The sequence below is a fragment of the Dechloromonas sp. A34 genome (genome assembly GCF_026261605.1).
Classification (GTDB): domain Bacteria; phylum Pseudomonadota; class Gammaproteobacteria; order Burkholderiales; family Rhodocyclaceae; genus Azonexus.
Window position 1 is genome coordinate 4,302,095 of the sequence record NZ_CP102486.1, and the last position, 12,553, is coordinate 4,314,647.

The 12,553-nt window shown below is 62.5% G+C and carries 13 protein-coding genes and 1 pseudogene; 11 read left to right on the forward strand and 3 right to left on the reverse strand.

Annotated features, from left to right (window positions below; translation table 11 throughout):
* Positions 1–9: 9 nt before the first annotated feature.
* The 6 genes from NQE15_RS21400 to NQE15_RS21425 are packed head-to-tail and all read left to right on the forward strand — an operon-like array spanning position 10 to position 5,349.
* On the forward strand, positions 10–597 hold the full coding sequence (locus tag NQE15_RS21400) for a hypothetical protein (protein WP_265944565.1): 588 nt from the start codon (positions 10–12) through the stop codon (positions 595–597).
* A 9-nt stretch (positions 598–606) separates the two neighbouring features.
* On the forward strand, positions 607–1,755 hold the full coding sequence (locus NQE15_RS21405; protein ID WP_265944567.1) for an efflux RND transporter periplasmic adaptor subunit: 1,149 nt from the start codon (positions 607–609) through the stop codon (positions 1,753–1,755).
* 4 nt (positions 1,756–1,759) lie between these two features.
* Positions 1,760–2,467 (forward strand): ABC transporter ATP-binding protein, encoded by a 708-nt coding sequence (locus NQE15_RS21410; RefSeq protein WP_265944569.1) that lies wholly within the window; start codon positions 1,760–1,762, stop codon positions 2,465–2,467.
* Positions 2,454–3,662, forward strand: a complete 1,209-nt coding sequence (locus NQE15_RS21415; protein WP_265944571.1) for an ABC transporter permease — start codon at positions 2,454–2,456, stop codon at positions 3,660–3,662. The genes NQE15_RS21410 and NQE15_RS21415 overlap by 14 nt, the downstream gene beginning before the upstream one ends.
* A gap of 2 nt (positions 3,663–3,664) precedes the next feature.
* The gene (locus NQE15_RS21420) at positions 3,665–4,864 is read left to right on the forward strand and encodes an ABC transporter permease (protein WP_265944573.1); all 1,200 of its coding nucleotides are present in this window, start codon (positions 3,665–3,667) and stop codon (positions 4,862–4,864) included.
* 47 nt (positions 4,865–4,911) lie between these two features.
* Positions 4,912–5,349, forward strand: a complete 438-nt coding sequence (locus NQE15_RS21425) for a MaoC family dehydratase (protein ID WP_265944575.1) — start codon at positions 4,912–4,914, stop codon at positions 5,347–5,349.
* Positions 5,350–5,403: 54 nt separating this feature from the next.
* Here NQE15_RS21425 and NQE15_RS21430 read toward each other — a convergent pair whose 3' ends face one another.
* The gene (locus tag NQE15_RS21430; protein ID WP_265944577.1) at positions 5,404–6,534 is read right to left on the reverse strand and encodes a pseudouridine synthase; all 1,131 of its coding nucleotides are present in this window, start codon (positions 6,532–6,534) and stop codon (positions 5,404–5,406) included.
* Entirely contained in the window at positions 6,531–6,875 is a 345-nt protein-coding gene (locus NQE15_RS21435; protein WP_265944579.1) for an FKBP-type peptidyl-prolyl cis-trans isomerase, read from the reverse strand. Before NQE15_RS21435 ends, NQE15_RS21430 begins: the two co-directional genes overlap by 4 nt.
* Positions 6,876–7,003: 128 nt before the next feature.
* On the opposite strand from NQE15_RS21435, the gene rplU reads away from it, so the two are divergent.
* The 5 genes and pseudogenes from rplU (at position 7,004) to NQE15_RS21460 (ending at position 11,028) form a co-directional block, all read left to right on the forward strand.
* On the forward strand, positions 7,004–7,315 hold the full coding sequence (rplU, locus tag NQE15_RS21440; RefSeq protein ID WP_066882854.1) for a 50S ribosomal protein L21: 312 nt from the start codon (positions 7,004–7,006) through the stop codon (positions 7,313–7,315).
* Between the two features lie 21 nt (positions 7,316–7,336).
* Complete coding sequence (gene rpmA, locus NQE15_RS21445) at positions 7,337–7,600, forward strand: 50S ribosomal protein L27 (protein ID WP_265944585.1); 264 nt, start codon at positions 7,337–7,339, stop codon at positions 7,598–7,600.
* A gap of 93 nt (positions 7,601–7,693) precedes the next feature.
* The gene (gene cgtA, locus NQE15_RS21450; RefSeq protein WP_265944587.1) at positions 7,694–8,767 is read left to right on the forward strand and encodes an Obg family GTPase CgtA; all 1,074 of its coding nucleotides are present in this window, start codon (positions 7,694–7,696) and stop codon (positions 8,765–8,767) included.
* Positions 8,764–9,885, forward strand: a complete 1,122-nt coding sequence (gene proB, locus NQE15_RS21455) for a glutamate 5-kinase (RefSeq protein WP_265944589.1) — start codon at positions 8,764–8,766, stop codon at positions 9,883–9,885. Before cgtA ends, proB begins: the two co-directional genes overlap by 4 nt.
* A gap of 190 nt (positions 9,886–10,075) precedes the next feature.
* A pseudogene (locus NQE15_RS21460) lies at positions 10,076–11,028 on the forward strand (IS110 family transposase).
* A 354-nt stretch (positions 11,029–11,382) separates the two neighbouring features.
* On the opposite strand, the gene NQE15_RS21465 reads toward NQE15_RS21460, so the two are convergent.
* Complete coding sequence (locus tag NQE15_RS21465) at positions 11,383–12,549, reverse strand: porin (protein ID WP_265944591.1); 1,167 nt, start codon at positions 12,547–12,549, stop codon at positions 11,383–11,385.
* Between the last annotated feature and the right edge of the window lie 4 nt (positions 12,550–12,553).

Below are 12,553 nucleotides of genomic sequence, written 5' to 3' on the forward strand. Positions count from 1 at the left end.
TTTCGGTTCATGGACAACCTGATCAAGGACACCGCGACGCTGGAGCTTTTCTGCTGGCTCGACCCGGGGGCCGAGCTGCCCGGCTGGGATATCCTCAAGGGCAGCCCGTTCGGTTCCACCCTGGCCTCGCCGGAAGGCGGCGCGCCGACGCCGGGCGACCAACTGATCTCGGTGCAGAATTACTTTGCCGAATACCATCTCGAATACTTCCGGCAGCGTCGCTACAACCATTTCCCCAGTCGCCTGCACGCCCTGCTGCTGTTCGCCACGCGCACCGACGCGATGACCTTCCGGACCAAGCACCCGCAGCGCGTTTTCGGCAAGAACCTGTCGTGCGCCAGAACCAAGGGGGCTTATATCTGCTCCTTTCACGACGCCAGCTGGCTCGATTACCTGCGCCTGCCGCATAGTCTCTCGCTCAGCGCCCTCGACGAGGTGGCGGAGCATTACTGGTCGGGGCGGACCGTCGAAGAAATTGGCTTGATGTTCATGAACGAACCCTGGCCGGAACCGCCGGTCATCGAAGCCCTTTACCAAGGTTCCCTGGAGCCCGTCTGGGGACACGCTCAAACCGGGTGGTTGCCCGGCTTTCGTTAGGAATTCCGCATGCGTCGCATCCTTATTGCTCTCGTCGTTATCGCCGTGCTCGGCCTGGGCTTTTTCTGGTTCAGCCGACCCAAACCGATTCCCGTCGTGCTCAAGGAAGTAACCACCGGCAAGGTCGAAGCCTCGCTGGCCAACACCCGCGCCGGCACCGTCGAAGCCTGCCAGCGCACCAAGTTGTCGACCATCATCGGTGGCCGTATCGAATATCTCGGCGTCAAGGAAGGCGACAAGGTCAAGAAAGGCCAGTTGCTGCTCAAGCTCTGGAACGACGACCAGCAGGCCCAGGCCGCCCTCTCCCAGTCACAGGTGACGCTGGCTGGCAAGCGGGTCGACGAAGTCTGCATCGCGGCCGCCAATGCCGAAAGGGAAGCCAAGCGGCAGTCCGAACTACGTGAAAAGGGCTTCGTCTCGACCAGTCGCGAGGAAACCGCCCGCACCGACGCCGAAGTCCGCCGCGCCAGCTGCAACACCGCCAAGGCCGACGTCGCCCAGGCCGAGGCAAAGCTTAAGGCGACCCGCGTCGAGCAAGGCCGTGTCGCGCTTTACGCGCCGTTCGACGGCACGGTGGCAAAGATCGTAGGCGAACTGGGCGAATATTCGACCCCCTCTCCCCCCGGCGTGCCGACCCCGCCGGCCATCGACCTGATCGACGATTCCTGCCTCTACGTCAAGGCACCGATGGACGAGGTGGACGCACCCAGGATCAAGGCCGGCCAGCCGGTCCGCATCACCCTCGACGCGCTGCCGGGCAAGCTGCTGCCCGGCAAGGTGCGGCGCGTCGCCCCTTACGTCTCGGCCGTAGAAAAGCAGGCGCGCACGGTCGATATCGAGGTCGACTTCGACGATCCAGAAGCCGCCGGCAAGCTGCTGGTCGGCTACAGCGCCGACGTCGAAATCATTCTCGAAGGTCGCGATCAGGTGTTGCGCATCCCGACCGCGGCGATCCGCGAAGGCGGCCATGTCCTGCTCTTCAACCCGGACAGCGGCAAGCTCGAAGAGCGTACGATCAAGGCCGGCCTCGCCAACTGGGAATTCACCGAGGTGATTGAAGGGCTGGCCGCCGGCGACCGGATCGTCACCTCGCTCGAAAAGGAAGGCGTCAAGGCCGGCGCAGCCGTCACGCCCGACGACAAAGCCAAGGCCAAGTAAGCGCATGGCGCTGATCGAACTTGCCGGCATCGAGCGCGTCTTCCAGCTCGGCGATACCGAGGTGCACGCGCTGGCCCAGCTCAACCTGCAGATCGAAGCCGGCGAGTACGTCGCAGTCATGGGACCTTCCGGTTCCGGCAAATCGACCCTGCTCAACCTGCTCGGCCTGCTCGACCGTCCCAACGCCGGCACCTACCGGCTGGAAGGGCGCGATGTCACCACCCTCTCGCCCGACGAGCAGGCGCGCGTGCGCAGCGAGCGCATCGGTTTCGTCTTCCAGAGCTTTCACCTGGTGCCGCGGCTGACCGCCGCCGAAAACATCGCCCTGCCGATGACCCTGGCCGGCATCCCGGCCAAGGAACGCAACACCCGTGTCGCCCAGGCGCTCGCCAATTTCGGCCTGGAAAACCGCGCCAACCATCGGCCCGATCAGCTTTCCGGGGGCCAACGCCAGCGCGTCGCGATTGCCCGCGCCACCATCATGCAGCCCGCCCTGATCCTGGCCGACGAGCCGACCGGCAACCTCGACCGCCATACCGGCGAAGAGGTGGTCACCCTGCTCGAAGGGCTCAATGCCAGTGGCGTCACGCTGGTCGTCGTCACCCACGACCAGGCCATGGGCGCCCGCGCCCGGCGCCAGCTGGTGATGGAGGACGGTCGCCTCAAACTTGACAGCCTGACAGCCGGACCAAACGCCGATGCGCCTGGCTGACACCCTGCGTTTCGCCCGCGATGCGGCGACCGGCTACCCGATGCGCACCACGCTTTCGGTGCTCGCCATGTCGATCGGTGTCGCCGCCGTCGTCATCCTCACCGCCCTCGGCGACGGTGCCCGGCGCTATGTGGTCGGCCAGTTTTCTTCGATCGGCACCAACCTAGTCATCGTGCTGCCCGGCCGCTCGGGCACTGGCGGCTTCAATCCGGCCAATGCCATCACCACCACGCCGCGCGACCTGACCATCGACGATGCCGGCTCCTTGCGCCGCGCCCCGGCGGTCAGCCGCGTCGCCCCGCTCACCGTCGGCACCTCGGAAATCAGCTTCGGCGGACGACTGCGCGAAGTCATGGTCGCCGGCTCGACCAGCGAGTTCGTCCCGATCCGCAATTTCGAACTGGCCCAGGGCCAGGGTCTGCCGGAAGACGACTGGAACCGCGGCTCGCCGGTCGCCCTGATCGGCGCCACGGTCCGCGAGGAAATGTTCGGTCGCGAACCGGCGGTCGGCCAGCTGATCCGGGTCGGCGACCGCCGGCTGCGCGTGGTCGGCGTCCTGAAATCCGTCGGCCAGGGCCTGGGCATGAATACCGACGAGCTGGTCATCGTGCCGGTGGCGCTGGCTCAGGCCATGTTCAACTCCAACACGCTGTTCCGCATCCTGGTCGAAGCCAAGAGCCGCGAGGCGATCCCCCAGGCCAAGGAACAGGTCGCGGAAATCCTCAAGCAACGCCACCGCGGCGAGGAGGACGTCACGGTGATCACCCAGGACGCCGTGCTTGCCACCTTCGACAAGCTGCTCGGCACGCTGACCCTGGGCGTCGCCGGCATTGCCGCGATCAGCCTGGCAGTGGCCGGCATCCTGGTGATGAACGTGATGCTCGTTGCCGTCACCCAGCGCACCGGCGAAATCGGCCTGCTCAAGGCGCTCGGCGCCACGGCACGGACCATCCGGCTGGCCTTCCTGGCCGAGGCGGCGATGTTGTCCACGGTCGGCGCCATCGTCGGCTACCTGCTCGGCCAGCTGGGCGCCTTTGGGCTGCGCCAGGCCTTTCCCGTCTTCCCGGCCTACCCGCCGGACTGGGCGGTGATCGCCGGCCTGAGCACGGCACTGGTTACCGGCCTGCTGTTCGGCGTCATGCCGGCCCGCCGCGCCGCCCGGCTCGATCCGGTGCAGGCCCTGATGAAGCATTGAGCATGCTGGTCGCCGACTCCCTGCACCTCGCCCTGCGCGCCATCACGGCCCAGCGTCTGCGCAGCTTCCTGACCCTGCTCGGCATCGCCGTCGGCATCGCGGCAGTCATCCTGCTGACTTCGATCGGCGAGGGCATCCACCGTTTCGTGCTCGGCGAATTCACCCAGTTCGGGACCAATGTCATTACTGCGGTGCCCGGCAAGACCAAGACCGGCGGCTCGCCTTCCGGCCTGCCGTCGAGCGCCCGGCCGCTGTCGCTGGACGATGCCCGTTCGCTCGAACGACTGCCCCACGTCGTGGCGGTGACCCCGAACGCGCGCGGCAATGCCGAGGTCGAGGGCAACGGGCGCACCCGGCGGACCCTGGTCTACGGCGTCAACGCCCACCTGCCGGTCATCTTCCGCTCGACCATCCAGAGCGGCCAGTTCCTGCCGGCCGACGACGAGACCAGCGCCCGCGCCTTCGTCGTCCTCGGTTCCAAGGTCAAGGACGAACTGTTCGGCAGCGACAATCCGCTCGGCCAGCGCCTGCGCATCGGCGGCCTGCATTTCCGGGTGATCGGCGTCATGGCGCCGAAAGGCCAGTTCCTCGGCATCGACCTCGACGATACCGCCTTCATCCCGGCCGCCCGCGCCCAGGAGCTGTTCAATCGCGAAGGCGTCGACGAGATCAACATCGCCGCCGAGGAAGGCGTGCCCTCCGCCCTCGTCGCTGCCGCCATCAAGGAACGGCTGATCGCCCGCCATGGTCGCGAGGACTTCACCATCGTCACCCAGGAAGAGATGCTGAAGACGCTGTCCAACATCCTCAACGTGCTGACCATGGCGGTCGGCGCACTGGGCGGCATTTCGCTGCTCGTTGGCGGCGTCGGCATCGTCACCATCATGACCATTGCGGTCAGCGAGCGGACGGGTGAAATCGGCCTCCTGGTCGCCCTCGGCGCCCCCCGGCGCACCATCCTGCTGCTCTTTCTCGGCGAGGCGGTCGCCCTCTCGGCACTCGGCGGCTTTCTCGGCCTGGTCCTCGGCATCGGCCTCGCCCAGTTGATCCACCTCGCCCTGCCCGCCCTGCCGGTGCACACCCCGATCACTTTCGTACTGCTCGCCGAGGGCGTCGCCATCGCCATCGGCCTCGCCGCCGGCGTCCTGCCCGCCCGCAAGGCGGCCCGTCTCGACCCGGTCGAGGCGCTACGCACCGAATGACATGCTAAAGTTCGGCCCACAAATTTCATAACCCCGAGGAAACAGTCATGACTTATCACATTCAGGACCTCAAGCCCGGCATGACCGCCAGCATCGCCAAGACCGTCACCGAAGCTGATATCGTGCTCTTCGCCGGCATCTCGACCGACGTCAACCCGGCCCACCTGGACGAGGAATATTCCAAGACCACGGTCTTCGGCGGCCGCATCGCCCACGGTATGCTCTCGGCCGGTTTCATTTCCGCCGTGCTGGCCAACCACCTGCCCGGCCCCGGCACCATCTACCTGTCGCAGACCCTGAAGTTCAAGGCGCCGGTCCGCCCGGGCGACACCGTGCGCGCCACCGTCACCGTCAAGGAAGTGTTCGTCGAGAAGAACCGCGTGACGCTCGATACCGTGTGCACGGTCGCCGGCAAGGTCGTGATCGAAGGCGAATGCCTTATGATGCCGCCGGTCCGCGCCCAGGCGGTGACCGGTACCGCCTGAGCATCCAGCTCGCAGAATGAAAAACGCCGGCTTCAAGCCGGCGTTTTTACTTGCTCAGAACGATTCGTCGGGACGCAGAAAGCGCCACTGCCCGATCTGCAGATCGCCCAGCTTGACGCGACCGATACGCACGCGCTTCAAGCCGATGACGCGCAAGCCGACCAGTTCGCACATGCGGCGAATCTGGCGCTTCTTGCCTTCCTTCAGGATGAAGTGCAGCTGGTCTTCGTTCAATTGCTTGACCCAGGCCGGCTTGAGCGGCTTGCCGTCGAGTTCCAGGCCGTGTTGCAACAGTTTCAGGCCACCCGGCACCATCTCGCCGCTGACCCGCACGAGATATTCCTTTTCGACCTGACTGTCTTCGCCGATCAGCTTCTTGGCGATCCGCCCGTCCTGGGTGAACACCAGCAGACCGGTAGAATCGATGTCGAGCCGCCCGGCCGGCGCCAGGCCGCGCAACATCCACGGCTTGAATTCGGGATCACCCGACTGGCGGACCCAGCTTTCGGCCGAAATCAGCGTTACCGCCGGCTTGCAGTCGGCCTCCGGCTGGCCGGAAACATAGCCGATCGGCTTGTTGAGCAGGATGGTGACCTGCTTGGCCTGATCCAGCTTGGCTTCCTTGGAAATGACGATTTCCGCATCGGGCGAGATGCGCGAACCCAGTTCGGAAATCCGTTCGCCATTGACGAAGACCCAGCCGCGCTCGATCCACAGATCGGCCTCGCGGCGCGAACACATCGCCCGCTCGGACATCACCTTGGACAGCCGAACGCCTTCCGAGATATCGGCCGGGTCGCGCGGCGGCCTTTGCGGCACCGGCGGACGTTCCTCACGCGGCGGCCGCACATCGTGCGCCTTCCCACCCCGCGACTGGGGATGAGGACGGGGCGCTCCGGCGGCGGCCGATGGCCGCTTTGCAGCCGGGCGGGCCGGCTTGGCTGCCTTGATCGGGCTCAGGGTGCCCGTCGGGCGCTCGGTTGCCGCTGGCTTTTCCGCCTTGACTTCAACTTTGACCGCACTCCGCGGCGCGTCTTCCCGCTGGGCAGGCGCCGGGCGCGGCTTCGGCGCAGGAGTCGGCGTCGGGACGCTCTCAGGCTGGCGCCACTTGGCCCACGGGTCGTCACCGGCCGCCGCCTCTTGGGGCGGCCGTTTGGCTTTGCGTTCCTTGTCGAAATCGCTCATTGAATGGCGAGCAGTTCGACCTCGAAGACCAGCGTCGCATTCGGCGGAATGACGCCGCCAGCGCCGCGGGCGCCATAGCCGAGTTCTGGCGGAATGGTCAGCTTGCGCGTACCGCCAACCTTCATGCCCTGAACGCCTTCGTCCCAACCGGAAATGACGTGGCGCTGGCCGAGCGGAAAATCGAATGGATCGTTGCGATCCTTGCTCGAATCGAACTTGCTGCCGTTGGTCAGCCAGCCGGTGTAATGGACGACGACGTGGTTGCCGGCCTTGGCCTCGGCACCCTCGCCAACGATGGTATCTTCGTAGATCAGGCCGGAGGCCGTGGTGATTTCAGCCATAGTAAGCTCCTCGGGAAAGGGCGAAAGTTTACCACAAGCCCACGACAAGGCTTTGACTTCGCTACCCTTTTGCGTATAATGCGCGGTTCTTTGTAGCACCCTTTAGATTTATTTTCGGAGTCCAACCCATGTATGCGGTCATAAAAACCGGCGGTAAGCAGTATCGCGTTACCAATGGTCTAAAACTTAAAGTAGAACAGATACCGGCAGACGTTGGCGCAGAAGTTACTCTTGACCAGGTCCTCATGGCAGGCGAAGGCGAGTCGGTAAAGATCGGCGCCCCCTTCCTTGCTGGCGCCACCGTCAAAGCAACCGTGATTTCCCACGGCCGCCACGACAAGGTCAAGATCTTCAAGATGCGTCGTCGTAAGCACTACCAAAAGCATCAAGGCCATCGTCAGAACTACACCGAACTGCGCATCGATTCGATCGCCGCTTAAGTTCAGACAAGGAGCTAATAAATGGCACACAAGAAAGCAGGCGGTAGTTCACGTAACGGCCGCGACTCACAGGCAAAGCGTCTTGGCGTCAAGCGCTACGGCGGTCAATTCGTTCTGGCCGGCAACATCATCGTTCGCCAGCGCGGTACCGAATTCCACCCGGGCGAAAACGTTGGTTGCGGCAAGGATCACACCCTGTTCGCACTCAAGGACGGCGTCGTCCAGTTCGCCATCAAGGGCGAAAAGAAGCGTCGCACGGTGACCATCGTTCCGGCTGCCGAATAATTCGGCACGGCGGAAATCAAAAGCCCTATCCGCCGGATAGGGCTTTTTAGTTTATATCGCCGGATTTTCCGGCGACGGATGTAGAGGCGGAACATGAAATTTATCGACGAAGCCAAGATTTACGTAAAGGCCGGCGACGGCGGCAATGGCGCGGCGACGTTCCGTCGCGAGAAGTACATCCCGATGGGCGGCCCGAATGGCGGCGACGGCGGCCGGGGCGGCAGCATCTATGTGCTGGCCGACCGCAACATCAACACCCTGGTCGACTATCGCTACACCCGCAAATTCATCGGCAAGCGCGGTGAAAATGGCGGCGGCGCCGACCAGTACGGCGCCGGTGGCGACGACATCATTTTGCGCGTGCCGGTCGGCACCGTTATTTACAACCTCAATACCGAAGAAATCCTCGCCGATCTCTCCGAACACGATCAGAAAATCATGATCGCCAAGGGCGGCAAAGGCGGCCTCGGCAATCTGCATTTCAAATCCTCGACCAACCGCGCCCCGCGCCAGAAAACCAATGGTGAACAGGGCGAGGAATTCGAGCTGCGCCTGGAACTCCGCGTACTGGCCGACGTCGGCCTGCTCGGCCTGCCCAATGCCGGCAAGAGCACGCTGATCCGTGCCATTTCCTCGGCGCGGCCGAAAGTCGCCGATTACCCCTTCACGACGCTACACCCCAATCTCGGCGTAGTCCGCGTTGGTGACGAGAAAAGCTTCGTCATGGCCGACGTACCCGGGCTGATCGAAGGCGCCGCCGATGGCGCCGGCCTCGGCATCCGCTTCCTTAAGCATCTGCAGCGCACGCGGATTCTGCTCCATCTCGTCGACATCGCACCGATCGATCCGGACTCGGACCCGGTGCGCGACGCCAAGGCGATTGTCGGCGAGTTGATCAAGCACGACCCGGAACTGGCCGACAAACCGCGCTGGCTGGTGCTCAACAAGCTCGACCTGATTCCCGAGGAAGACCGCGAAGCCGCGATCAAGAACTTCCTGAAAGCCTACAAGAAGGCCACCAAGTACGATGGCCCCTACTTCCCGATCGCCGCCATCAACGGCGAGGGCACCAAGCCGCTGATCTATGCGATCAGCGAAGCCCTCGACCAGATGGCCCGCCCGGAAATCGACGACGACCACGAAACCGAAGACAGCGAAGAAGCATGAACAAGACCCGCCTAGCCAACGCCAAACGCCTGGTCGTCAAAGTCGGCTCGGCCCTGGTTACCAACAACGGCGCCGGCCTCGACCTCGCCGCCATAGAGGACTGGGCTCGCCAGATCAGCGTCTTGCGCCAGCAGGGCAAGGAAGTCGTACTCGTCTCCTCCGGCGCCATCGCCTGCGGCATGCAGCGCCTGGGCTGGGCGAAACGCCCGAAATCGGTTCATGAATTGCAAGCCGCCGCCGCCGTCGGACAAATGGGACTGGTCCAGGTCTACGAGGCGGCCTTTTCCAAGCACGGCCTGCACACCGCCCAGATCCTACTGACCCATGACGACCTGGCCGACCGCAAACGTTACCTGAACGCCCGCTCGACCCTGACCACACTGCTCCAACTCGGCGTCGTGCCGATCATCAACGAGAACGACACCGTCGTCACCGACGAAATCAAGTTCGGTGACAACGATACACTGGGCGCCCTAGTCGCCAACCTGATCGAAGCCGAAGCGCTGATCATCCTGACCGACCAGACCGGCCTGTACACGGCTGACCCGCGCAAGGACCCGAACGCCACGCTGATCAGCGAAGCCATTGCCGGCGACGAAACTCTCGAAGCCATGGCCGGCGGCGCCGGCACCAGCATCGGCAAGGGCGGCATGATCACCAAAGTTATCGCCGCCAAACGCGCGGCGCGCAGCGGCGCCCACACCGCCATCGCCAGCGGCCACGAAACCGACCCGATCATCCGCCTGGCCAATGGCGAATCCGTCGGCACCCTGCTCGTCTCAAAAACCCAGCCGCTGGCCGCCCGCAAACAATGGCTGGCCGACCACCTGCAATTGGCAGGCCGCCTGATTCTCGACAATGGCGCGGTGAACGCCCTGAAAGCAGGAAAAAGCCTGCTGCCCATTGGCGTCGTCGCTGCCGAAGGTGAGTTCGAGCGCGGCGCCGCCGTCGCCTGCATCACATCCGAAGGCAAAGAAATTGCCCGCGGCCTGACCAACTATGGCAGCGGTGAAACCCGACTGATCGCCCGCAAATCTACACCCGAGATTGAAAGCATCCTTGGTTATGTTGACGAACCTGAGATCATCCACCGGGACAACCTGATTCTCGCCAGCTAAATCTCCATCCAAGAAAAGCAAAGCCCCGGAAATTTCCGGGGCTTTAATGAGATGGTCAGCCCGATCCCCGCCAGCGGTAAGCTGAGCGGGGATTTTTCTTCTGGAGGCCATCATGAACATTGTGACGCTAATTGGGATTGATCTTGGGAAGCATTGCTTCCACCTACACGGTCAGGATGCATCGGGTCGCATGGTATTTCGCAAGAAACTCTCGCGAAGCCAGATGCTGACGCAACTCGTGAATGTTCCGGCCTGTCGTGTCGTTATGGAAGCGTGCGCCGGAGCGCACTGGATTGCACGGCGACTCACGGCGATGGGGCACGAGGCGAAGCTGATCTCACCGCAATTCGTGAAACCCTTCGTGCAAGGCAACAAGAACGACTTTGCCGATGCCCAAGCCATCTGCGAAGCGGCGAGTCGGCCGAACATGCGCTTCGTGAGTCCGCGCAACGAAACACAGCAGACGATCTCGGCCACCCATCGCGTGCGCGAAGCGCTAGTGCGGGATAAAACCTCCACCACCAACCAGATACACGCCTTCTTGCTGGAGTTCGGCATCAGCCTGCCCAAAGGGGCGGCGATCATCAAGCGGCTGCCAGCCCTGTTGGCGGAGCACGAAGCCGAACTGCCGCCCGTCTGATCGCGCTCATTGAACGTCTGCGCGAGCACTTCAAGTATCTGGACGAACAAATCAAAGCTGTCGAGCGGGAATTGGCGCAACAACTGGCCGAAGACGAGCGCAGCCAGCGCCTGCTGGAAATACCCGGGGTCGGCCCCATTACTGCCAGTGTGCTGGCGGTCGAACTGGGCGATGCCCATCAGTTTGCCAATGCTCGCCAGTTCGCCGCCTCCATCGGATTGGTACCTCGTCAGTACAGCACGGGCGGCAAACCCACCTTGCTCGGCATCAGCAAGCGCGGCGACAAGAACCTGCGACGACTCCTCGTCCAGGGGGCGCGGGTGACCCTGCAGCACATCCAGACCAGAACCGATGCGCTGGGCGAATGGATCAGAGCGATGCTCTGTAGGCGACACTCGAATATCGTGGCCTGCGCCTTGGCCAACAAAATGGCGAGGATCGCCTGGGCCATCCTCGCCAAAGGAACACACTATCAACCGCGTCAGGCAGTTGCAGCTACCTGAGGCCTTGCTTCATCATTTTGTAACCCCCCTGGTTTTGCGACGGTAGATCACGGGATGAACTAAACGGCACAACGGCCTGGCAAAGAACCTGAACGTAAAAACAGCAATCACATGCTGAGGCTTTTTTGAGGTTTGCCAGGCGCGGCTCTCATCGTGGCGCGGGAAATCAACCTCCCCATTCGACGCCGGATAGATTTGCGCAAGCCCACTTTAGATCAACTCCAACCTGCCTTGCAAAAATCGGGCTGACCATAGATTTTACAGCCTTAACAAACTTTGCAACGAATTCCATTCGGAAAATAAAAAACGGACGCCGAAGCGTCCGTTTTTATTCCAACCGACAGTTAAGTCAAATTAGAAAGTGTGACGCAGGCCAACCATGTAGCCGGTGTAGTCGTTGCCGTCACCTTGAGTAACGCCGTTGTTAACCGGGTTGAGGTAGAAGGCATTGTTGACGTTGGTACCGTTATTCAGGTAGCTAGCACGAGCATGCAGAGCGGTGCGCTTGCTGAGGTCGTAGGTGTAAACAGCGGTGTAGATCTGGGTCGAGCTGTCAGCAATCGCGTCACCATCAGCCTTGACGTTATGCGAACGGCCATACTCGAGACCAACGGTGCTCTTGCCGAAAGGCTGAGCAACGCCGACAGACCAAGCGTGACGCTTGATTTTGTCAACATCAAGAGCGGCACCGCCAACATCGCCAGTTTTCACTTGCGTGTAGTCATACAGACCAGTCAGCTTGGTCTTGGTCGGCAGGGTGTACACAGCGGCAACGCGGATAACGGAAGCATCTTGACCGTTTTCATTAAGAGAGGGGGTGCCCAGCCCATTGGGGGATGTCAAACCAAAGGACTTTGCCAGATGGTAGCCAGCGCCGACAAACAAAGGACCATTTTCAAACTGACCAGCGATCTGGTACTGACGGGAATTGGTGCCGCCTTGGTTGGTGCCAACAGCATTTGCACCCGTACGGGTTTCGCCATTAACGTAAGCCACGGTACCGGTAAAGCCGCCAAAATTCGGGGAAACATAAGCAACGGCGTTGGCAGCGCGGTCATCCGCACCGGTCTTGATACCGGCAAGAGTACCAGTCACGGACGTCATCGTACCAAAACCAGCAGCACCCGGAGTCAGTTCAACCTTGGCACCGAAAGCACGCAGCGAGTGCGTCAGGTTACCAGCAACCAGAGTACCAAAACCGCCGGTCAGACCGACGTACGTGTCACGAGCACCACCCCAGCCACCAGCGTTGTCAGAGTTGTAGCCGGTTTCCAGCTGGAATACAGCCTTCAGGCCGTTGCCCAGATCTTCAACACCCTTGAAGCCAAGGTAGGAAGAGTTGTTGTCCAGACGACCAACGATCGGCTGTTCGGCATTGGCGCGGTCAGCACCGCCGGTGGTGGTGGACTTAACGAAAGCCTGACCGAGGTCAACTACACCGTACACGGTGACATTGGTTTGGGCGAAAGCGGCGGTAGAAGCCAGACCAGCGATGGCCAGAGCAATAATCTTCTTTTGCATCAGA

Coding starts and splice junctions, on each gene's coding strand:
- NQE15_RS21400 (WP_265944565.1), top strand. CDS start 10: ATGGACAACCTGATCAAGGACACCGCGACGCTGGAGCTTTTCTGCTGG.
- NQE15_RS21405 (WP_265944567.1), top strand. CDS start 607: ATGCGTCGCATCCTTATTGCTCTCGTCGTTATCGCCGTGCTCGGCCTG.
- NQE15_RS21410 (WP_265944569.1), top strand. CDS start 1,760: ATGGCGCTGATCGAACTTGCCGGCATCGAGCGCGTCTTCCAGCTCGGC.
- NQE15_RS21415 (WP_265944571.1), top strand. CDS start 2,454: ATGCGCCTGGCTGACACCCTGCGTTTCGCCCGCGATGCGGCGACCGGC.
- NQE15_RS21420 (WP_265944573.1), top strand. CDS start 3,665: ATGCTGGTCGCCGACTCCCTGCACCTCGCCCTGCGCGCCATCACGGCC.
- NQE15_RS21425 (WP_265944575.1), top strand. CDS start 4,912: ATGACTTATCACATTCAGGACCTCAAGCCCGGCATGACCGCCAGCATC.
- NQE15_RS21430 (WP_265944577.1), bottom strand. CDS start 6,534: ATGAGCGATTTCGACAAGGAACGCAAAGCCAAACGGCCGCCCCAAGAG.
- NQE15_RS21435 (WP_265944579.1), bottom strand. CDS start 6,875: ATGGCTGAAATCACCACGGCCTCCGGCCTGATCTACGAAGATACCATC.
- rplU (WP_066882854.1), top strand. CDS start 7,004: ATGTATGCGGTCATAAAAACCGGCGGTAAGCAGTATCGCGTTACCAAT.
- rpmA (WP_265944585.1), top strand. CDS start 7,337: ATGGCACACAAGAAAGCAGGCGGTAGTTCACGTAACGGCCGCGACTCA.
- cgtA (WP_265944587.1), top strand. CDS start 7,694: ATGAAATTTATCGACGAAGCCAAGATTTACGTAAAGGCCGGCGACGGC.
- proB (WP_265944589.1), top strand. CDS start 8,764: ATGAACAAGACCCGCCTAGCCAACGCCAAACGCCTGGTCGTCAAAGTC.
- NQE15_RS21465 (WP_265944591.1), bottom strand. CDS start 12,549: ATGCAAAAGAAGATTATTGCTCTGGCCATCGCTGGTCTGGCTTCTACC.